Origin of the sequence: Microbacterium resistens (assembly GCF_031456305.1) — a bacterium.
GTDB lineage: Bacteria > Actinomycetota > Actinomycetes > Actinomycetales > Microbacteriaceae > Microbacterium > Microbacterium resistens_A.
Genome location: NZ_JAVDUM010000017.1, coordinates 68,739 through 88,977 on the forward strand (window position 1 = coordinate 68,739; position 20,239 = coordinate 88,977).

21 protein-coding genes are annotated in these 20,239 nt (G+C 70.2%); 16 read left to right on the forward strand and 5 right to left on the reverse strand.

Features of this window, described 5'->3' with window-relative positions:
* The first annotated feature begins 474 nt into the window (after positions 1 to 474).
* Positions 475 to 1,449, forward strand: a complete 975-nt coding sequence (locus tag J2Y69_RS16895; protein ID WP_310022938.1) for a patatin-like phospholipase family protein — start codon at positions 475 to 477, stop codon at positions 1,447 to 1,449.
* Between the two features lie 39 nt (positions 1,450 to 1,488).
* Here J2Y69_RS16895 and J2Y69_RS16900 read toward each other — a convergent pair whose 3' ends face one another.
* A complete protein-coding gene (locus tag J2Y69_RS16900; protein ID WP_310022940.1) occupies positions 1,489 to 2,832 on the reverse strand; it encodes a CitMHS family transporter in 1,344 nt (447 codons plus the stop codon).
* Between the two features lie 97 nt (positions 2,833 to 2,929).
* Between J2Y69_RS16900 and J2Y69_RS16905 the strand changes: the two genes are divergently transcribed.
* Positions 2,930 to 3,688 (forward strand): GntR family transcriptional regulator, encoded by a 759-nt coding sequence (locus J2Y69_RS16905; protein WP_310022941.1) that lies wholly within the window; start codon positions 2,930 to 2,932, stop codon positions 3,686 to 3,688.
* 7 nt (positions 3,689 to 3,695) lie between these two features.
* Here J2Y69_RS16905 and J2Y69_RS16910 read toward each other — a convergent pair whose 3' ends face one another.
* The gene (locus tag J2Y69_RS16910) at positions 3,696 to 3,998 is read right to left on the reverse strand and encodes a putative quinol monooxygenase (RefSeq protein WP_310022943.1); all 303 of its coding nucleotides are present in this window, start codon (positions 3,996 to 3,998) and stop codon (positions 3,696 to 3,698) included.
* 88 nt (positions 3,999 to 4,086) lie between these two features.
* Between J2Y69_RS16910 and J2Y69_RS16915 the strand changes: the two genes are divergently transcribed.
* Genes J2Y69_RS16915 through J2Y69_RS16925 form a run of 3 tightly spaced genes read left to right on the forward strand, consistent with a single transcriptional unit; the run spans position 4,087 to position 7,308 of the window.
* Positions 4,087 to 5,154, forward strand: a complete 1,068-nt coding sequence (locus tag J2Y69_RS16915; RefSeq protein WP_310022945.1) for an Ldh family oxidoreductase — start codon at positions 4,087 to 4,089, stop codon at positions 5,152 to 5,154.
* Positions 5,155 to 5,191: 37 nt separating this feature from the next.
* A complete protein-coding gene (locus J2Y69_RS16920) occupies positions 5,192 to 6,568 on the forward strand; it encodes an NAD-dependent succinate-semialdehyde dehydrogenase (RefSeq protein WP_310022946.1) in 1,377 nt (458 codons plus the stop codon).
* On the forward strand, positions 6,565 to 7,308 hold the full coding sequence (locus J2Y69_RS16925) for a cupin domain-containing protein (RefSeq protein ID WP_310022948.1): 744 nt from the start codon (positions 6,565 to 6,567) through the stop codon (positions 7,306 to 7,308). Before J2Y69_RS16920 ends, J2Y69_RS16925 begins: the two co-directional genes overlap by 4 nt.
* Here J2Y69_RS16925 and J2Y69_RS16930 read toward each other — a convergent pair.
* Positions 7,305 to 7,772 carry a winged helix-turn-helix transcriptional regulator gene (locus tag J2Y69_RS16930; protein WP_310022950.1) on the reverse strand — a complete coding sequence of 156 codons (468 nt, stop codon included), beginning with the start codon at positions 7,770 to 7,772 and terminating at the stop codon, positions 7,305 to 7,307. The two genes, J2Y69_RS16925 and J2Y69_RS16930, sit on opposite strands and share 4 nt — an antisense overlap.
* A gap of 151 nt (positions 7,773 to 7,923) precedes the next feature.
* On the opposite strand from J2Y69_RS16930, the gene J2Y69_RS16935 reads away from it, so the two are divergent.
* Positions 7,924 to 8,316, forward strand: coding sequence for a nuclear transport factor 2 family protein (locus J2Y69_RS16935; protein ID WP_310022952.1), 393 nt, complete (start codon positions 7,924 to 7,926; stop codon positions 8,314 to 8,316).
* Positions 8,317 to 8,351: 35 nt separating this feature from the next.
* Here the strand turns inward: J2Y69_RS16935 and J2Y69_RS16940 are convergent, their stop codons facing one another.
* Together J2Y69_RS16940 and J2Y69_RS16945 are read right to left on the reverse strand one after the other, a co-directional pair.
* Positions 8,352 to 9,065, reverse strand: a complete 714-nt coding sequence (locus tag J2Y69_RS16940) for a hypothetical protein (protein WP_310022954.1) — start codon at positions 9,063 to 9,065, stop codon at positions 8,352 to 8,354.
* Between the two features lie 207 nt (positions 9,066 to 9,272).
* Complete coding sequence (locus J2Y69_RS16945) at positions 9,273 to 9,956, reverse strand: ComEA family DNA-binding protein (RefSeq protein WP_310022956.1); 684 nt, start codon at positions 9,954 to 9,956, stop codon at positions 9,273 to 9,275.
* A gap of 110 nt (positions 9,957 to 10,066) precedes the next feature.
* On the opposite strand from J2Y69_RS16945, the gene J2Y69_RS16950 reads away from it, so the two are divergent.
* From J2Y69_RS16950 to cobA, 10 genes are all read left to right on the forward strand, one after another.
* The gene (locus J2Y69_RS16950; protein WP_310022957.1) at positions 10,067 to 10,885 is read left to right on the forward strand and encodes a shikimate 5-dehydrogenase; all 819 of its coding nucleotides are present in this window, start codon (positions 10,067 to 10,069) and stop codon (positions 10,883 to 10,885) included.
* Positions 10,886 to 10,895: 10 nt separating this feature from the next.
* Positions 10,896 to 11,570 carry a sirohydrochlorin chelatase gene (locus tag J2Y69_RS16955; RefSeq protein WP_310022959.1) on the forward strand — a complete coding sequence of 225 codons (675 nt, stop codon included), beginning with the start codon at positions 10,896 to 10,898 and terminating at the stop codon, positions 11,568 to 11,570.
* Positions 11,571 to 11,728: 158 nt separating this feature from the next.
* Positions 11,729 to 13,447: a nitrite/sulfite reductase gene (locus tag J2Y69_RS16960; RefSeq protein ID WP_310022961.1), complete on the forward strand. Its 1,719-nt coding sequence runs from the start codon at positions 11,729 to 11,731 to the stop codon at positions 13,445 to 13,447.
* A complete protein-coding gene (locus J2Y69_RS16965) occupies positions 13,444 to 14,193 on the forward strand; it encodes a phosphoadenylyl-sulfate reductase (protein ID WP_310022963.1) in 750 nt (249 codons plus the stop codon). Before J2Y69_RS16960 ends, J2Y69_RS16965 begins: the two co-directional genes overlap by 4 nt.
* Complete coding sequence (cysD, locus tag J2Y69_RS16970) at positions 14,175 to 15,110, forward strand: sulfate adenylyltransferase subunit CysD (protein ID WP_396653124.1); 936 nt, start codon at positions 14,175 to 14,177, stop codon at positions 15,108 to 15,110. Before J2Y69_RS16965 ends, cysD begins: the two co-directional genes overlap by 19 nt.
* Positions 15,110 to 16,462, forward strand: coding sequence for a sulfate adenylyltransferase subunit 1 (locus J2Y69_RS16975; RefSeq protein WP_310022966.1), 1,353 nt, complete (start codon positions 15,110 to 15,112; stop codon positions 16,460 to 16,462). Before cysD ends, J2Y69_RS16975 begins: the two co-directional genes overlap by 1 nt.
* 59 nt (positions 16,463 to 16,521) lie before the next feature.
* Positions 16,522 to 17,595 carry an ABC transporter substrate-binding protein gene (locus tag J2Y69_RS16980; protein ID WP_310022968.1) on the forward strand — a complete coding sequence of 358 codons (1,074 nt, stop codon included), beginning with the start codon at positions 16,522 to 16,524 and terminating at the stop codon, positions 17,593 to 17,595.
* A 104-nt stretch (positions 17,596 to 17,699) separates the two neighbouring features.
* On the forward strand, positions 17,700 to 18,434 hold the full coding sequence (locus J2Y69_RS16985; RefSeq protein ID WP_310022997.1) for an ABC transporter ATP-binding protein: 735 nt from the start codon (positions 17,700 to 17,702) through the stop codon (positions 18,432 to 18,434).
* Positions 18,424 to 19,332, forward strand: a complete 909-nt coding sequence (locus J2Y69_RS16990) for an ABC transporter permease (RefSeq protein WP_310022970.1) — start codon at positions 18,424 to 18,426, stop codon at positions 19,330 to 19,332. The genes J2Y69_RS16985 and J2Y69_RS16990 overlap by 11 nt, the downstream gene beginning before the upstream one ends.
* Positions 19,329 to 20,192, forward strand: coding sequence for a uroporphyrinogen-III C-methyltransferase (gene cobA, locus J2Y69_RS16995; protein WP_310022972.1), 864 nt, complete (start codon positions 19,329 to 19,331; stop codon positions 20,190 to 20,192). Before J2Y69_RS16990 ends, cobA begins: the two co-directional genes overlap by 4 nt.
* Positions 20,193 to 20,239: the final 47 nt, after the last annotated feature.

Genomic DNA, 20,239 nt, shown 5'->3' on the forward strand with positions numbered 1-20,239 from the left:
TCGCCCCGGCCAATGCCGCCGTGAACGTCGCCAGACCGCATCTCGTCGGCGGAAAAGTGTTGAGAAACCCGAACCGCGTCATCGTGCGCGCCCTCCATCCACGCTCACGCCGTGGCGGTGAGCTGATGGCGAGACGTCTGCCGATCGGCACCTCCCGCGGAATCGCGGTCCCGCGATCCGGTCAGCGGCCCTGAGGATCGATCGATCCGTCGCCGCTGTTGCCCTCAGACTACGCGCATCCCCTGGGACCGCGGCCCGATCCCCGGAAGACGACGGGCGGAGCCCCTTCGGATCGGCGCCGATCGCGGTCCGCGGCGCGGGTATGCGATTATTCCTGAGATCGTGATCCAGGAACGGAGGTGAGACCCATGTACGCAGTATCCGCAACGGGTGCTCCCCCGCAGGGACCGATCGCGCGACTGAGGTAGTCGTCGTGGGGGAGCGCCGACAGGCACTTGACGAAAGACGACTCCCATGAACACGACACCTTCTTCGACTCTCCACTTCACCGCATCGGCCTCGACCGACGGCCTCGACGGGCGTGCCCTGGTGCTCGCCGGCGCGGGCGCCGCGGGCAACGCCTGGCAGCTCGGCCTCATCGCCGGGCTCTCTGACGCGGGCGTCGATCTCACCGACGCCGACCTCATCATCGGGACGTCCGCGGGATCCACGGTGGCCGCCCAGATGACCAGCGGGACCCGGCCGGCGGACCTGTACGCGGCCATCGTCGCCGAGACTCCCCCGACACGCCCCACCGGCGCACGCCCCTCCGGTTCCGGCGCACGTCCGTCCGGCCCCGGGCCGAGCGGCGGTCGTGCCCCTCACCTCTCGGGGCCGGCCTACATGGCCTGGTCGGACGCAATCATCGCCGCGTCCGAGGATGCCGCCGACATGCGGCGCAGAATGGGCGCGGCCGCGCTCGAGCGGGATCAGTCCGACGGGGCTGACGGCGCACGCTGGCGCACGGTCGTCGCAGCCCGGCTTCCGCGGCACGAATGGCCCCGACAGCGGATCCTGATCCCCGCGGTCGACGCCAGGACCGGCGAGCCGGTCGTGTTCGATCGTGACAGCGGCGTCGAGTTGGTGGACGCCGTCGCCGCGAGCACCTCGGCGATGATTCCCTACCCCATCGGGGAGCGCCGCTACATCAACGGGGGCTATCGCCGCAGCTCGAACGCCGACCTGGCGGCCGGACACCGGAGGGTGCTCGTCCTGGAGCCGTTCGGCGGACGATCGCGGAGCCCGCAGCGGTGGGGAATGGACCTCGCGACGCAGGTCGCCGAGCTGCGGGCAGGAGGCAGTGAGGTCGAGACCGTCTTCCCCGACGCCGGCGCGGGCGACGTCTTCAATGCCAACGCCCTGGATCCATCGACGCGTCTGCCCGCCGCACGGGGAGGGTATGCGCAGGGCCGTGCGCTCGCCGCAGGGCTGACCGACCTCTGGCGGTGACGCCGCGCCCGCGCACTCGGGGGCGCGACGGCTGAGCGCTCAGAAGAGCTGATAGGCCCCGACGAGGCCTCCGACCAGCAGCATGAACAGGGCGACCACGAGCCCTCTGACGAGCACTCGCTTGAAGTGATCGCCGAGGTTCACGTTCGCCAGGCCGATCAACAGCAGGAACGAGGCGACGAGGGGACTCGACTGGTGCAGCGCCTGACCGACCAGCGACGCGCGAGCCATCTCGACCGGGGCGATGCCGTAGTGCCCGGCGGTCTCGGCGAGCACGGGAAGGATGCCGAAGTAGAAGGCGTCGTTCGTCATGAGGAACGTGAACGGGATGCTGACCAGGCCGGTGATGGTGGCCATGAACGGCCCCAGCTCGGAGGGGATGACCGAGACGAGCCAGTTCGCCATCGCATCGATCATCCCCGTGCCGCTCATCACCCCGGTGAGGACCGCCGCGGCGAAGACCATGCCGACGACGCTGATGACGCTGTCGGCATGCGCCTTGATCTGGGCCGACTGCTCCTTGATCCTGGGGAAGTTGACGATGAGCGCGATCGCCGCTGCGGCCATGAAGATCAACGCCGGCTCGACGACGTCGAGGACCAGGACCACCATGACGGCGACGGTGAGGACGAGGTTGAGCCAGATCAGCCTCGGTCTTGCTTTCGGCCGGTCGCCGAGGTGGCCGGCGTCGTCGATCTCGCTCTGGAAGTCGTTGGCGATGACCACGGAGGAACCTGTTCTGGGAGGCTCCTCGACATCGACGCGCAGCGTTCCGATGCGCCGTTGCTCGGAGCGCCCCAGGAGGAAGGCGAGCACCAGAACGGCGCCGACACCCGCGAAGATCGCCGGGGCCATGGGCACGAAGATGTCGATCGGCGAGACGCCGAGGGCCGCAGCGGCACGAGCGGTCGAGCCGCCCCATGGCACCGTGTTGAGCACGCCGTTCGCCAGCGCTGCCACGACGGTGAGAACGACGGGACTCAGCCCGAGCCGCAGGTAGAGGGGAAGCATGGCCGACGTCACGATGATGAACGTGGTCGAACCGTCGCCGTCGAGCGAGACGATGCTGGTCAGCAGCGCCGTGCCGACGACCAGGCGCACCGGGCTTCCCTTGACGAACCGGAGGATCAGGCGGATCAACGGATCGAACAGGCCGACATCGATCATCGTTCCGAAGAAGATGATGGCGAAGAACAGGAGCGCGGCCGTCGGCGCGAGCTTCAACAACGACTCGATCACCATGTCGCCGAGACCGAGGCCGGCTCCCGTGAAGAGGCCGAAGATCAGCGGGACGAGGATCAGCGCCGCGATCGGCGTCGCCCGCTTCGTCATGACGAGGAACATGAAGACGGCGATCATCAGAAAGCCGAGGAGGACGAGCATCGTTGCTCCCTTGGGTCAAAGTCGGGACGGTCACAGCCGGTTCGATTTGGTTAACTTATACCCGTAGGTATACCTAAAAGCAAACTAGAATGGAAAGATGAGTGAGCACCTTCCGTCGCCCGAGGCCGCGCCGACCGACCTCGCGTCCCGCCGGGAGCAGCCGCACGTCGGGAAGACCGAGCAGGTCTACCGGTATGTCCGCGAGGCGATCGAAGCCGGGACCTTCGCCCCGGGGCAGGCACTTCCCGAATCCGTTCTCGTGGAGCAGACCGGGGCCTCTCGAACCCCGGTACGAGAGGCCCTGCGCCGATTGGCGGCGGACCAGCTCGTCGAGATCTCACCTCGGCGCGCGCCGATCGTCACACGCCTGTCCCTCCGACAGGCACGATCGCTGTTCGACTACCGCCGTGTGCTCGAACCGGCGGCGGTGCGCTCGATCGTCGCGCGCCTCGGCGAGGAGCCCGCGCTCGCGGCGCGGTTCACCGCGATCGGGGAGGGCTTCGACGGACTGGTCGATCAGCCCTACTCCCCCGCGTTCGCCGACCGCTTCTCCGAGCTGACGAGATCGTTCGATGAAACGGTCGTCGAGTTGACGCCGAACGAGTATCTGGCCCGGGCAATCGTCGATCTGAGGCCGCACGTCTCGCGACTGCGCCGCATCGCCCACGCGGATGTCGGCCGGCTGGCGGAGTCCGTGCGCGAGCACATCGAGATGTGCCGCGCGATCGTCGACCGCGATGCCGACCGCGCCGCAGCCGTCTGCACGCACCACCTGTTCCACGTCGACCAGGCGATCTTCGCGGCGCTGCTCTCGTCCTCGCGGCAGTCGGCCGCCCCCGTCGACATCGAGGCGTGAGCCGACCTCACCGCTCGTCGATGATCCGCGTGCCGGTGACGACGATCTGCGACCCGGGAACGACGTCGCGCTCGACCGACTCCTTCCACGTCGCATAGTGCGGCGCCTGGCGGTGCTCGTCGAGGAACGCCGACGCATCCCGGTAGACCTCATAGAACGCGTACCTCCGCGCTCCGGCGTCGAGCTCGACCACGTCGAAGTGCACGCATCCCGGTTCGGCAGCGGTGTGGGCCGCATTGCGGGCTATCGCCTCGAGAAACGACTCGACGCGTCCTTCCCTGACCTCCAGAGTCACCCAGACACTGAACATGTGATCCTTCCGATGTCGCATAGGTATACCTTGAAGTGTACGCTGACTTCGATCAAGTCATGGCGAGCTGCGACGGAGAGGTTTCACAATGCACACGGCTTCCCCCTTCGACACCCGGATCGCCCCGGAGGCATGGCTTCGGTTCGCCTCGGATGTCCTCCGCGCCCACGGTGTCCCCGGCGCCGATGCCGATCTGGTCGGCGACAGCCTCGTCCAGGCCGACCTGTGGGGTCATCAGTCGCACGGCCTGCTCCGCCTGCCCTGGTATGTCGCCCGTGTGCGCTCTGGGGCCATGAGCGCCGTGACCGCCCCCGCCACGCTCGTCGACACCGGCAGCCTCCTGCTCCTGGACGGCCGGGACGGAATCGGTCAGGTCCTCGCCGAACGGGCAAGGATCGAGGCCGTCGCCCGCGCGCGGGAGCACGGCATCGGCGCCGTCGGCGTGCGGAACTCGAACCACTTCGGCACCGCAATGTACTTCACGAGGCGGGCCGCGGAGGACGGATGCGTGTCGATCCTCACGACCAACGCGTCTCCCGCGATGGCCCCCTGGGGTGGCAGGGAGAAGCGCATCGGCACCAACCCGTGGTCGATCGCCGCCCCATACGGTGACGGAGTGGTCGCGCTCGACATCGCGAACACGGCGGTGGCCAGGGGCAAGATCTACCTCGCCAGACAGCGAGAGGAGCCGATCCCGCCGACCTGGGCCCTGGCTCCGGACGGCTCGCCCACCACCGATCCCGCGGAGGCGGTGCACGGCATCATCCTCCCGATGGCCGGCCACAAGGGATACGCGATCAGCTTCATGATGGACGTCCTCTCCGGAGCGCTCACCGGCAGCGCCGTCGGCCGCGGCGTCCACGGCCCCTATGAGGCCGATGAGCCCAGCGGCGCCGGCCACCTGTTCCTCGCCATCGACATCGAGTCGCTCGGCACCGCGGAGGACTTCCGCGGCCGCGTGCAGCAGATGGTCGACGACGTCCATCACACACCGCTCGCGCCGGGTTTCGACCGCATCTACTACCCCGGCGAGATCGAGGACCAGAACGCCGCGGAGAACGTCGCCGCCGGCGGGGTGGTCCTCCCGAGGAACACCTGGGACGAGCTCGCCGCCCTGTCCGCCGATACCGGAGTCACTCTCCCGCCCCTCACCTGACGTTCGCCCGCATACAACCCCGACCGAGGAGGCAGTCATGCCCACATCCGTCAACCCCGCAACCGGCGAGGCCATCGCCGATCACACCCTCCACACCGCCGCCGAGATCGATGCCGCGCTCAGGGACGCCGTCACCGCACAGGAGGCCTGGCGCGAGACACCGTTGCCCGTGCGCACCGCGCTGCTGACACGCATCGCCTCAGTGCTCCGCGAGGGCGTGGACGAGTACGCGCAGGTCATCACCGCAGAGATGGGCAAGCCGATCACGGAGGCCCGCGCCGAGATCCTGAAGTCGGCGAAGACCCTCGACCACTATGCGGAGAACGCCGCGCGCTACCTGGCCTTCGAGGAGATCCCCTCCGATGCCGCCGAGTCCGGCGTCGTGTTCGATCCCCTCGGCGTCATCCTCGCGATCATGCCGTGGAACTACCCGTTCTGGCAGTTCTTCCGCTTCGCCGCCCCCGCCCTCGCAGCCGGCAACGGAGCGATCCTGAAGCACGCCGCCAACGTGTCCGGAAGCGCCCTCCTCATCCAGCGGATCATGGAGGATGCCGGCACGCCACGGGGACTGTTCTCGGCGCTCATCATCGAGCCCTCCGAGGTCCGTGGCCTCATCGAGGACCCCCGCATCGCAGCGGTGACCCTCACCGGATCGACGGAGGTAGGCGCGATCGTGGCTTCTCAGGCCGGCGGAGCGCTGAAGAAGCAGGTGCTGGAGCTGGGCGGCTCGGACCCGTTCATCGTCGCGGCGGACGCCGACCTCGACGCCGCGTCCACGGTCGCCGTCAGCTCCCGGTTCAACACCACGGGACAGTCGTGCGTGAACGCCAAGAGGTTCATCGTCGACCAGGCCGTCGCCGACGAGTTCGTGGAGCTGTTCGCCACGAAGGCTGCAGCCCTCGTCGTGGGCGACCCGACGGCGGAGGACACGCAGATCGGTCCGATGGCTCGCGAGGGGCTCCGCCTCCATCTGCACGACCAGGTGGAGCGCACCGTCCGGGCCGGCGCGACGGTCGTGCTCGGCGGTCGGGTCCCTGACGGCCCCGGCTTCTTCTATCCGCCGACGATCCTCGATCACGTCCCGCCCGAGAGCGCCGCGTTCACGGAGGAGACCTTCGGCCCGGTCGCCTCCGTCACCAGGGTCTCCGGCATGGACGAGGCCATCCGCTACGCCAACGACAGCGACTACGGCCTGGGGGCGACGCTCTTCACGCGGGACGTCGAGACCGCGAGGCGAGCCGCACGGCGCATCGACGCCGGAGCCGTGTTCATCAACGGGCAGGTGGCGTCGGACCCCCGGCTCCCGTTCGGCGGGATCAAGCGCTCCGGCTACGGCCGAGAGCTCTCCGGCTTCGGCATCCGCGAGTTCGTCAACATCAAGACCATCTGGATCGGACCGGTGAGCGACCGATGATCGAGACGGAGAGGAGCGCGCAGCCCGCCCTCGTCCTCCGACCGGACGAGCTGCCGACGAAGAACCGGGGCGGCGGCGCGCGCACCGTCCCGCTCGTCACGTATGGGCGAGGGGCGACGACCTACCTCAACGGGATGACGGTCTTCGACCCGGGAGCCCAGATCGGGCACCACGTCCACAACGTTGCCGAGTCCGTCATGGTCATCGACGGAGAGGCGATCGTCGACATCGACGGCCATCGCATCCGGCTGAACACCTACGACACCACCTTCGTGCCGGCCAATGTGCCTCACCACTTCGAGAACGCGTCGACGCGGAATCCGATGCGGATCTTCTGGACCTATGGCTCGATCGACTCGACCCGCACCCTTCTCGCTAGTGGCGAGCACGGCCGCATCGACGACGAGGCAGCCGACTCCGCGGGGCCGTCTGCCGCGGAATCGGTCACCGAACTCGCTCTTCTGCGGATCACGCCAGGACGGGAGCGGGAGTTCGAGGCCGCCGTCGCAGATGCCGCGTCCCTCTTCCAGACCGCGCACGGGGCCCGCACGTTCACCGTGGAGCGCTCGGTGGAGCTCCCCTCGGTCTACCGCCTCCTCGTGCGCTGGGAGACGATCGAGGACCACCTGGTCGGATTCCGGGACTCCCCCGCCTTCCGGCAATGGCGCGATCTCGTCGGCGACTTCCTCGAGGCTCCACCGGAGGTCGAGCATCTGAGGAACGTCCTCACGGCGTTCTAGGCAGATGGCGCGGCGCCGAACCCATGCCCCGAGGGCCGCAGCGTCTCGTCATCGCTCGCGCTGTCGTATCGGTCCTGCGCATCGAGGACCTCCTCCACGTGCGACTCCGCCCACTCCTGCAGCGCCTGCAACGGCACGGAGAGGGTGCGGCCGAGAGCGGTGAGCGCGTACCGGACGTGTCCGTCGGCCGAGGGGAGGCGCTGGGTCATGCCGTCGCGCTCCAGGGCACGGAGGGTGTCGACGAGCACCTTCTTCGATATCCCCTCGACGCGGCGATGGAGCTCGCCGAACCGCATCGGCTCCGCATCCAGCAGCACGACGATCATGGCCGTCCATTTGTTGGCGATGCGGGCGAGCGAGGCCCGCGACGGGCAGCTCGCGGAGAACACCGTCCACTGAGCGGTCGCCCGCCCATCCTCCCCGGCCGCAGCGCCCTCCCCGGCCGCAGCGCTCACCTCGGTCACAGCGCCCACCTCGGTCACAGTGTCTTTCTCTGTCACAGCGTCCCTCCCGGGGTCACGGCGTCTGGTCACGATGAAGTAACCGCCCCCTCGCCGACATGCTGGACTCGGCGCTCGTTCGAGACGCCAGACTACCGAGGATAGAGGAGCGCACATGTCGGCGATCGATGTGGTGGAACGGTACGGCGCGGCGATGGCCGCTGGGGACATGGACGCGCTCGCGGCGACGTTCGCGGCTGACGCCGTGTGGCATCAGCCGGGCCGGAACCAGCTGTCCGGCGCGCACGTGGGACCTGCGGCGATCATCGCCCATCTCGGGCGGTTCATGGCGCTGAGCGCCGGCACGTTCGCGCTCGAGCCCGAGTCGGTCACGGCGAGCGGCGAGCTGGTGTCCATGACGGTGCGGTTCACCGCCCGTCGTGAGGGGCATCCCGACCTCGCCCAGCACGGCGTCGATGTCTTCCTGATCCGGGGCGACCGCATCGCGGAGGTCTGGCTGATCAGCGAGGACCAGGACGGGGAGGACCGCTTCTGGGGCGCCGCCTGACCTGGACAGCCGGCCGACGCGGGGCGCCTGCGGCGCTACCCCGTCGCGCCGGCTGCCGGCAGCCATTCCCAGCTCTGGCCGTCTCCGCATCGGAAGAACTGGAGCGGATGCCCGGCGCCGTCGGAAGACGGCGCGCCCATGACGCTGACGGAGGGCTCCCAGGTCGTGGGCGTGAAGCCCGCGAGGTTGGCGCTGGACTTCGGATAGGTGGCCGTGAACTTCCCGTTCCTCAGGGAGGCATCGGTCCGCAACGGCTCCTCCTTGCTCCCCGCGTCGCCGTGAGCGCCGGTGAAGGACAGATCCCCCTCGTAGTAGAGCGTCGTCAGCGTCCTGGTGCCCGCGCCCTCCGGCCCGTCGAAGGCGACGCTCAGCGTCAAGATGCTGTCGGAGGTCAGGCGGGTCGACCGATCGAAGAAGTCACCCGTGAAGGTGACGACATAGGCGTCCGCCGTCTCCTGGACCTGCGCGGTGTCGAGATGGCCGAGCGTGGTCACGGCGCCGTCCGTCGCACCTTCGGGGACGTTGTTGAAGGTGCACGTCGCCGAGCCCGGCTGGACGATCAGTCCGGCGTCCGCGCGACGCTTCTCCTCCGCCGCCGCGCGCTCCTCCGCTTTCGCCTCGCGGAGCTCCTGCAGCGAGAGCGGCTTGTATGTGCGCTGCAGGGTCGGCTCCGCCGGCGTCCCGCACCCCGTGACGCCGATCCCCACCGCCGTGAGCACGACGATGAGGCCCGAAATTCGCTTGAGCATGATCCCCCCGGATGTCTCCTCGGGCGGCACGGCTTCGCCCTGCAACGCCCCCTCTGCATCGTAGTCGAGTCGGGTTCCCTTCGTTGTGTCGTGTCTTCCACAAACCCCTGGACAGCAGGAAATACGCCACAAGATGGACGAAAGGCGAACCGTGGTGGACGAAAGACGAACCACGCGTGAATCCGGCATGCCGTCAGAGCCTTCCGATCACACGCGAACCCGGTCTCGGATCCCCGCGAGCAGCTTCTCGCCGATGCCGGGGACGGCGAGCAGATCGTCCACCGCCGTGAACCTGCCGTTCTTCTCACGCCATTCGATGATGCGCGCCGCCAGAGCCGGCCCGATCCGCGGCAGGCTCTCCAGCGCGGCGGAGTCCGCGGTGTTCAGATCGACCGGCGCGCCCTCACTCCCGCCCCCGACGGCGGAGGAGACAGCGGAGCCGGACGGAGGCGCCGGGCCGGCCCCGGCCGCCGCGACGACGATCTGCTCGCCATCGGCGATCACCCTGGCGAGGTTCACGCTGCGCAGGTCGGCCGTGGCCGTGCTCCCTCCGGCCGCCGCCAACGCCTCGGCGACCCTGGCACCATCGTCCAGGCCGTACAGCCCGGGGCGGGCCACCTCGCCGAGCACGTGGACGTAGACCTCCCCCGCCGACCCGGTTGCCCTCGGCGACGGCGTCGCAGACGCCCCGCCGAGAGGGATGTCCTCGACGCCCCCGACCTGCCCTCGCCAGAGCCCGACACCGACGACGACCGACAGGACGACGAGTGCGAGCACGATCGCCGCACCGATTCCCAGCTTCCACCGGGGCCGCACGACACCGGTGCCGATGAGGGGCGCAGTGTCGATGAGGGGCACCGCGTCGGATGGATCGTCCGAGGGAGGGGGCATGTCCCGAGGTTAGGAGGCGTGGGCCGCGACACGGGGGCGTCCGCCGCGGTCCGCGGACAACCCGACGAAGGCGTCGCCTGTGCAGGACGTCGAGTCAGTAGCCTTGAGCGGTGCCGATTCTGAACAAGGACATGACGCTCTGCATCTCGCTCTCGGCGCGGCCGAGCAACAACGGAACGCGATTCCACAACTTCCTCTACGAGGCGCTCGGCCTCAACTGGATCTACAAGGCCTTCGCACCGACCGATCTGACGCAGGCCGTCTCCGGCGTCCGCGGGCTCGGCATCCGCGGCTGCGCGGTCTCGATGCCGTACAAGGAGGAGGTCATCGCCCTCGTCGACCGGATGGATCCGTCCGCGTCGGCGATCGACTCGGTGAACACGATCGTCAACGACGACGGCGTCCTCACCGCCTACAACACCGACTACACCGCGATCGCCCGGTTGATCGAGAGGGCATCGATCGACCGGGCCGCGACCGTGCTCCTGCGAGGGTCCGGAGGCATGGCGAAGGCGACGGCCGCGGCATTCCGCGACGCCGGCTTCCGGAACCTGACCATCGTCGCCCGGAACGAGGCCACCGGTCGCGGACTGGCCGAGCTCTACGGCTTCTCCTGGCGCCCCGAGCCCGGCGATGCCACCGCCGACGTCCTCGTGAACGTCACGCCCGTCGGCATGGCTGGCGGGCCGGACGCCGATGAGCTCTCCTTCCCGCTGCCGACGATCGATGCGGCATCGGTCGTGTTCGACGTCGTCGCCCTCCCCGCAGAGACACCGCTCGTCGCCGCCGGACGGGCTCGGGGCAAGACCGTCATCAGCGGGGCGGAAGTGGCGACGATCCAAGCCCTGGAGCAGTTCGTGCTCTACACCGGGATCCGGCCGGACGACGCGCTGGTCCTCGCCGCCGAGGAGTTCGTCCGTACGGCCTAGAGTCGCATCCATGCCCCGACCCACGCTGCTCGCCGTCTCGCACGGCACGTCGGACGTCGACGGCGCGCACGCGATCGCCCGGTTCGTCGATCGGATCGCCGCCGCGCTTCCCGACGTCGATGTCCGTGCCGCCTTCGTCGATGTGCAGCAGCCGGACGTCCGCGATGAGCTGCCGACGATCGCTGGCCCCGTCGTGATCGTCCCCCTGCTGCTCTCCAGCGGCTTCCACGTCCATCATGATCTGCATGGAAGCGCCAGGGAACGACCGGACGCGGTCGTCGCCGACACGATGGGCCCCGATGCCCGCCTCGCCGAGGTGCTCGCAGAACGCCTGCCACCGGTCCTCGCAGGCCCGGTGATCCTGGCCGTGGCCGGCTCCCGCGATCCGCGCTCGTCTGCGGACGCCGAGGACATGGCAGCGCTCCTCCAGGAGCGGCTCAGCCGCCCCGTCTCCCCCGCCTATCTCGCCGCCCGCCGCCCCGACCTGCCTACGGCCCTTGCCACGGACCCCGAGGCCGTCGTCGCCACCTACCTGCTCGCCTGCGGCTACTTCTTCGACCTGGCCGCGCGCCAGGCCCACGATCGCACCATCGCCCTCCCGCTGCTGGACGGCGGACCGGTGCCTCGGGAGCTCGTCGACCTCATCGTCGCGCGCTACGAGGACGCCGTGATGCGAATGGGCTGACCCGCAGGCACACATCGCCGCGTCGCACCAGAGCGGAGCGCCGATCCCTCGGCCATATGACGCCGTGTGACGCCGGCTGACGCCAGATGTCGTCACACTTCTTGCCCGCTGTCCAAGAACCCTAGGTTGAGGCGAAGCCGTCCTAGGGAGCAGCTCAGATGACAGACACGCATCCAGCGCAGAGCCGTGGTGCCCGCACGCGCACCCATCGGGCGCCCACGAAGCCCCACGGTCAATGGGCGGTCGACGGCAGCGAGCCCCTGAACGCGAACGAGGAGTTCAAGCTCGCCGACGGCGGACTGAACGTGCGCGAGCGGATCGAGACCGTCTATGCGCACGGCGGCTTCGCCTCGATCGATCCGACGGACCTGCATGGCCGCTTCCGCTGGTGGGGCCTATACACGCAGCGCAAGCCAGGGATCGACGGCGGCCGCACCGCACAGCTCGAGCCGCACGAGCTCGAGGACGAGTACTTCATGCTGCGCGTCCGCATCGACGGCGGCCAGCTCACCACCCGCCAGCTGCGCGTGATCGGCGGGATCTCGACCGAGTTCGCCCGGGACAGCGCCGACCTCACGGACCGTCAGAACGTGCAGCTGCACTGGGTGCGGATCGAGGACGTCCCCGAGATCTGGCGCCGGCTCGAAGAGGCCGGGCTCAGCACGACGGAGGCTTGCGGCGACGTTCCCCGCGTGATCCTCGGCTCCCCCGTCGCCGGCATCGCCGCCGACGAGATCATCGACCCGACCCCGCAGATCCGGGAGATCGCGGAGCGCTTCATCGGCGACCCGACCCTCGCAAACCTGCCCCGCAAGTACAAGACCGCGATCACCGGGCACCCGAGCCAGGACGTGGTCCACGAGATCAACGACTGCGCGTTCGTCGCCGTCGAGCACCCCGAGCTGGGCATCGGCTACGACCTCTGGGTCGGCGGCGCCCTCTCCGTCGTGCCGCGCCTCGGCGAGCGCCTGGGCACCTTTGTGGCGCCGGAGCGCGTCGCCGAGGTCTGGCACGGGATCACCCGGATCTTCCGTGACTACGGCTATCGACGCCTCCGCAACAAGGCACGCCTGAAGTTCCTCCTCGCCGACTGGGGCGTGGAGCGGTTCCGCGAGGTGCTGGAGACGGAGTACCTGAGCGAGCCTCTGCCCGACGGACCCGCAGCCCCCAAGCCAACAGGCCTCGGCGACCACGTCGGCGTGCACGCGCAGAAGGACGGCCGTTTCTACGTGGGCGCCGCAGCCCTCGTCGGGCGCGTCTCGGGCGGCACACTGACCGCTCTCGCCGATCTGGCCGAGGCCCACGGATCCCGGCGCGTCCGCACGACGCCGTATCAGAAGCTGCTCGTGCTCGACGTGCCAGGGACCGAGGTGGAGAACCTCATCACGGGTCTCGACGCGATCGGCCTCTCGGCCAGGCCGAGCCTGTTCCGCCGCGGCACCATCGCCTGCACCGGCATCGAGTACTGCAAGCTCGCGATCGTCGAGACCAAGGCCAACGCCGCGCAGGCCATCCACCAGCTGGAGGACCGCCTCGGCGCGCTGGAGCCGGAGATCGGGCGCCCGATCACCCTGCACGTGAACGGATGCCCGAACTCCTGCGCCCGCATCCAGACGGCGGACATCGGCCTCAAGGGCCAGCTGGTCTCGATCGACGGCGAGCAGGTGCCCGGCTATCAGGTGCATCTCGGCGGGGGTCTTGCCGGGCCCGATCGCGAGGAGGCGGGCCTCGGCCGTACCGTCCGCGGGCTCAAGGTCCCCGCCGACGGCATCGCCGACTACACCGAGCGCGTCATCCGCCGCTATCTGACCGATCGCGAGGAGGCGGAGGGCTTCGCGCAGTGGGCGCACCGGGCCGATGAGGAGGCACTGCTGTGAGCACGTCCGTCGCCATCCGCTCCGCGCGGCCCGCCCGCCGCTCGGCGGAGGAGCTGCGGGCGATCGCCGAGCGCGGTGCGGCCGAGCTGCGCAGCCGCCGGGAGCACGAGGCCACCCCCGCGGAGGTCGTGGCCTGGGTCGGTGAGAACTTCGCCGTCGCGCAGGCGGCCGTCGCCTGCTCCATGGCGGACGCGGCGCTGCCGCACCTGGTCGCGCAGAGCCTCCCCGGCGTCGACGTGCTGTTCCTCGACACCGGCTACCACTTCGCCGAGACGACGTTCACGCGCAACGAGGTCGAGCGCGAGCTGGACGTGCGCATCGTCGATGTGAGGCCGGAGCAGACGGTGCGGGAGCAGGACGCAGAGTTCGGGAAGGACCTCTTCGCCCGCGACCCCGGCCTGTGCTGCGCGCGCCGCAAGGTCGAGCCTCTGCAGCGCTCCCTCGGCGAATACGAGGTGTGGTTCACCGGCGTGCGCCGCGAGGAGGCACCGACCCGAGCGGAGACGCCTCTGATCGTCTGGGACGAGCGCAACGGGCTCGTCAAGGTCAACCCGGTGGCCGCATGGAGCTTCGACGACCTCATCGACTATGCCACCGTGCACGCCGTGCCGGTGAACCCCCTGATCGCGAACGGCTACCCCTCGATCGGCTGCGCGCCCTGCACCCGACCGGTCGCCGCCGGTGACGACCCGCGGTCCGGCCGGTGGGCCGGACTCGCCAAGACAGAATGCGGACTCCACCTATGAGCACGATCGTGACGTCGCCGGCGACCGCCCTCTCCGCCCTCGACCAGCTCGAGGCCGAGGGGATCCACATCATCCGCGAGGTCGTCGCGGAGTTCGAGCGGCCGGTGCTGCTGTTCTCCGGCGGCAAGGACTCCGTTGTCGTGCTGCATCTCGCGGCGAAGGCGTTCGCGCCGGGCGCGGTGCCGTTCCCGGTGCTGCACGTCGACACCGGTCACAACTTCCCGGAGGTGATCCGGTTCCGTGACGAGACCGTGGCGCGCCTCGGGATCGGCCTGGAGGTGGCACGGGTGCAGGACTACCTCGACGACGGCCGGCTGGCCGAGCGTCCCGACGGCACCCGTAACGTCCTCCAGACGCAGCCGCTGCTCGACGCGATCGCCACGGGGCGGCATGATGCGGTGTTCGGGGGCGCGCGCCGGGACGAGGACAAGGCCCGCGCGAAGGAGCGGATCATCTCGCTCCGTGACGAGTTCGGGCAGTGGGATCCGCGCAATCAGCGCCCGGAGCTGTGGAGCCTGTACAACGGCCGCCACCTCCCCGGCCAGCACGTGCGCGCGTTCCCGATCTCCAACTGGACCGAGCTCGACGTGTGGAGCTACATCGAGCGCGAGGGCATCGGACTGCCGCCGCTGTACTACGCGCACGAGCGTGAGGTCTTCCGCCGCGACGGGATGTGGTGGGCCGTCGGCGACTTCTCCCTGCCCCACGCCGGCGAGGAGGTCGAGCGTCGGGTGGTCCGGTACCGGACCGTCGGCGACATGAGCTGCACGGGGGCGGTGGAGTCGGATGCCGCGGACACCGCGTCCGTCGTAGCCGAGGTCGCCCGTTCCACCCTCACCGAACGCGGAGCGACCAGGGCCGACGACCGTATCAGCGAGGCCGCCATGGAGGACCGGAAGAAGGACGGGTACTTCTGATGAGCGAGCTCACCACCCCGACGACCGTCGAGCCGGCGGAGCGCGGCGAGAGGCCGACGAAGACCCTGTTCCGTTTCGCGACGGCGGGATCCGTCGACGACGGCAAGTCGACCCTCGTCGGCAGGCTCCTGCACGATGCGAAGGCGATCCTCGCCGACCAGCTCGAACAGGTCGCGGCGACCTCCCGTCTGCGCGGCTTCGCGCACGGCGACTTCGACTTCGCCCTCCTCACCGACGGCCTGCGGGCCGAGCGCGAGCAGGGCATCACGATCGACGTCGCGTACCGCTACTTCGCGACCGACCGGCGCAGCTTCATCCTCGCCGACTGCCCGGGCCATGTGCAGTACACCCGCAACATGGTCACGGGCTCCGCGACCGCCGACGCCGTCGTCGTGCTGGTCGATGCCCGCAAAGGCATCGTCGAGCAGACCCGCCGGCACCTCGCCGTGGTGTCGCTGCTGCGGGTCGAGCACGTGGTCATCGCGGTGAACAAGATCGACCTGATCGGCTACGACGAGAGCCGGTTCATCGAGATCGAGCTCGAGGCGGCGCGGGTCGCCGATCAGCTGGGCCTGCATCGCATCCACGTCCTGCCGGTGTCCGCGCTGGACGGCGACAACATCGTCGACCGCTCCACGCACACCGACTGGTATGGCGGGCCGACGCTGATCGATCTGCTCGAGACGTTGCCGAGTACGTTCGACGCGGAGCGGACGACGGCCCCCTTCCGTCTCCCCGTGCAGCTCGTCATCCGCCCGCAGGGCGGGCTCTCCCCGGCCATCCCCGACGAGCAGGCCGAGCAGTACCGCGACTACCGCGGACTCGCCGGCCGCATATCGACCGGCTCCGTGCGGGTCGGCGACCGCGTCGAGGTGTTCCCCGGCGGACACGGAACGACCGTCACCGGCATCCGCGTCGCCGGAGTCGAGGCGGACAACGCCGCGGCACCGCAATCCGTGGCTCTGACGCTCTCCGACGAGCTGGATGCCGCACGTGGAGCGCTCATCACCGCCGCGGGCACCGCCCCGGCCGGGCGACGGGAGGCCGTGGTCGAGCTGTTCCAGCTCGACCCGCGCGAGGTCGCCGCGGGCGACAGAGTCCTCGTCAAGCACGCGACCGCGACCGTGCAGGCCCGGATCCTCGCGGTGCTCTCGCGCCGCGAGCTGGAGACGCTGTCGCACGAGGACGCGTCGGTCCTGCGCGTGAACGAGATCGGGCGCGTCCGTCTCCGCTTCGCCGTGGATCTGCCGCTGGAGCCGTACGCCCTGGACCGCGCCGGCGGCTCACTGCTGCTGATCCACCCCGCCGACGGCGCGACGCTCGCCGCGGCGACGGTCATCGACGAGCCCTGACCCCACCCCGACCCGACCTGCACCACCTGTCGCAGCACCGAACGCTAAGGAGGCGAACCGTGAAGATCATCACCCGTACCGTCACGACACTCACTGCTCTGGGACTCACGGCGGCGATGCTGGCCGGTTGCGCGCCCGCGGCCGCGACCGAGGGAGCCGCGGGCACGAGCGAGCCCCTCGACGAGGTGCGTCTGGGCTACTTCGCCAACGTCACGCATGCGCCGGCGCTGGTCGGGCTCGCCGAGGGACTGTTCCAGGACGCCCTCGGCGACGTCCCGGTGAAGACCGAGGTCTTCAACGCCGGTCCGGCGGCGATCGAGGCGCTCTCCGCCGGCGCGATCGACGCGACCTACATCGGACCGAACCCGTCGATCAACACATTCATCCAGTCCGGCGGCGCCTCGGCGCACATCATCGCCGGTGCCACCTCGGGCGGCGCCGCGCTGGTGGTCCGCGACGGCATCGACACCCCGTCGGACCTCAAGGGCGCCACCATCGCGACGCCCCAGCTGGGCAACACGCAGGATGTGGCACTGCGCAGCTGGCTCGCGAAGGAGGGGTTCCAGACCTCGACGTCCCACGGCGGCGACGTGACGGTGACCCCCACCGAGAACGCGCAGACGCTCACCCTCTTCCAGGACGGGCAGCTCGACGGTGCCTGGCTGCCGGAGCCCTGGGTCTCGCGACTGGTCGTCGACGCCGGAGCGCACGTGCTCGTGAACGAGGCGGATCTGTGGCCGGACGGCGCCTTCCCGACCACCGTCCTCCTCGTCCGCGCGGAGTTCGCCGAGAAGCACCCGGACGCCGTCCGCGAGCTGCTCGAAGGCCACATCGCCTCGGTGGCCTGGCTCGATGCGCACGCGTCCGAGGCGCCCGCCGTCATCAACGCGAAGCTGGAGGAGGCCACCGGAAAGAGGCTCTCCGACGACGTGCTCGCACGGGCCCTGGAGAACGTGACGTTCACCGTCGATCCGGATGCGGCGACGTTCAGGACGCTCGTCGAGAACGGACGCGCCGCGGGCACGCAGAAGGAGGGCTCGATCGACGGGCTGTTCGACCTGCGCGCCCTGAACGCGCTGCTCGAGAAGGGCGGAAAGGACCCCGTCTCCGCCGCCGGTCTCGGGGAGGAGTGATGAGCGCGTCCACGGAGAGGATCGCGCCGGCGGAGGCGACGGGCGCCCGGCTGACGCCGAGCTTCGACAGCGTCGCCCCGCTGGCCGCTCCGGCACCGGCCCCCGTGCCCGCCGTGCGCATCTCCCACGTCACGAAACGCTACGGCGCCGGTCCCATCGTGCTCGAGGACGTCTCGCTCGACATCGCCCCCGGCGAGTTCGTGTGCCTGCTGGGCGCCTCCGGATGCGGCAAGTCGACGCTGCTGAACCTCATCGCACGCCTCGAGCCGGTCACCGCCGGGGAGATCGTCACCCCGGCGGGCGGCGCGGCCGTCATGTTCCAGGACTCCGCGCTGATGCCGTGGCTCACCGCCCGCAGGAACGTCGAGCTCGCGCTGCAGCTGCGCGGCGTCCCCCGCAGAGCCCGCCGGGAGGAGGCGGAACGCCTGCTCGGCACGGTGAACCTGTCGGAGGCCGCGGAGAAGCGCCCGCACGAGCTCTCCGGAGGCATGCGTCAGCGGGTGGCGCTCGCTCGCGCCCTCGCCCAGGACCGCTCGGTGCTGCTCATGGACGAGCCGTTCGCGGCCCTCGATGCGATCACCCGCGATCTGCTCCACGAGGAGCTCGAACGCGTCTGGCGCACCACCGGGCGCACGATCGTGTTCGTGACCCACAACGTGCGGGAGGCCGCGCGTCTCGGACAGCGAGTCGTCCTGCTCTCCAGCCGCCCCGGCCGCGTGGCCGGGGAATGGCGCATCGCCGCGACCTCGGGCCGGCGCATCGAGTCCCCCGAGGTCGCCGCGCTCGCCACGGAGATCACCGCCGAGCTCAGGAAGGAGATCCGCCGCAATGCCGCCTGAGATCGCACCACCTGAGACCCCCGCGCCGACAGAGCTCGACGAGCTGCGCACGCTCTCCGCCGGCCTGGACCGGCTGCAGTCCGACACCGACGCGGGCGGTGCCCGTTGGCGGGGCACCCTGGCGAAGGCCCTCCCGCCGATCCTGCTCCTGCTTGTCCTGCTCGCGGCCTGGCAGGCCTACATCGTCATCGCGAGCCCTCGTCCGGACAAGGCCCCGAGTCCGCTCCAGGTCGCCGTCGCCCTCGGGGATGCGTGGACGTCCGGCCGCCTTCAGGAGGCGGTCCTCACGAGCCTCGAACGCGGCGTCATCGGCTTCGTCGTCGCGATCGTCGTCGGCACGCCGGTCGCGCTGCTCCTCGCCGAGTGGAGGCCGCTGCGGCGTGCCGCGGGGCCCCTCATCTCGGGCCTGCAGGTGCTGCCGTCGGTCGCCTGGGTGCCCGCCGCGATCATCTGGTTCGGGCTCTCCGACGCCACCGTCTACTTCGTGATCCTGATGGGCGCCATCCCCTCGATCGTGAACGGGCTGCTGTCCGGCATCGATCAGGTGCCCCCTCAGCTGCGCAGGGTGGGCACCGTGCTCGGTGCGAGCCGCTGGCAGCTCGCCCGCGCCGTGGTCCTTCCGGCCGCCCTCCCCGGATACATCGCGGGCCTCAGGCAGGGCTGGGCCTTCTCCTGGCGATCGCTGATGGCCGCCGAGATCATCGCGATGGGTGGCTCGATCGGCTTCGGCCTCGGCTCGATGCTGCAGCAGTCTCGCGAGCTCGCGGATCTCGCCGGCGTGCTGGGTGCCATCCTGCTCATCCTCGCCATCGGCATCCTGATCGAGCTCGTGCTCTTCGGGCCGCTGGAACGGCGGATGCTGCGCCGCCGTGGTCTCACGCTCGGAGCAGCGGCGTGAGCGGGGAGGTGACGCTCGTCGGTGCGGGCCCGGGGGACGCGGGCCTGCTCACCCTGCGCGGCCTGCGGGCGCTGCAGGAGGCGCACGTGATCGTCGCCGATCGGCTCGGCGCACGCGCCGTGCTCGAGCAGCTGGCCGCCGAGGGCGTCCGCATCGACGCCGAGGTGATCGACGTCGGCAAGCTCCCCGGCCACCATCCGGTGCCGCAGGACGGGATCAACGACCTGCTGGTCCGCCTCGCCCGCCAGGGGCGCCGTGTCGTCCGCCTCAAGGGCGGAGACCCGTTCGTGTTCGGCCGCGGTCGCGAGGAGCAGCTGTTCTGCGAGGCAGCCGGGGTGTCCGTCGAGGTCGTCCCCGGCGTCACCAGCGCCGTCTCGGTGCCCGCCGTCGCCGGCATCCCCCTCACGCATCGCGGCGTCGCCCGTTCCTTCACCGTGGTCAGCGCCCACGAGCAGATCGACCGCATTCCCGGCGGATCCGACCACACGGTGGTGCTGCTGATGGGCGTGAGCACGCTCGGGCACTCCGCGCAGATCCTCGCCGACGGCCTCCGCGGCGCGGACTGCCCGGTCGCGATCATCGAGGACGGCTTCGGCGAGGACCAACGGGTCACCATAGGCACGCTCGGCACGATCGCCCATCTCGCCGCGGTCCGCCGGGTGCGCTCGCCCGCGGTGATCGTCGTCGGCGACGTCGTCTCGCTGAGCCCCGACTCCGCGGACGAGATCGCACAGCCCGCTGCGCCGCCGGCGGATGCCGTCGCCCCGCGCCGCTGGGCGGACGCGATCGATGCCGGCCTTGCCGTCGACACCGGACTCGTCCGGGTCATCGAGCGCACGCTCGCCCTCCGTTCCCGCTGAGCCCGCCCACCGAAAGGCGCTCCTCGCCATGTCCTCCTCCCGTCCCT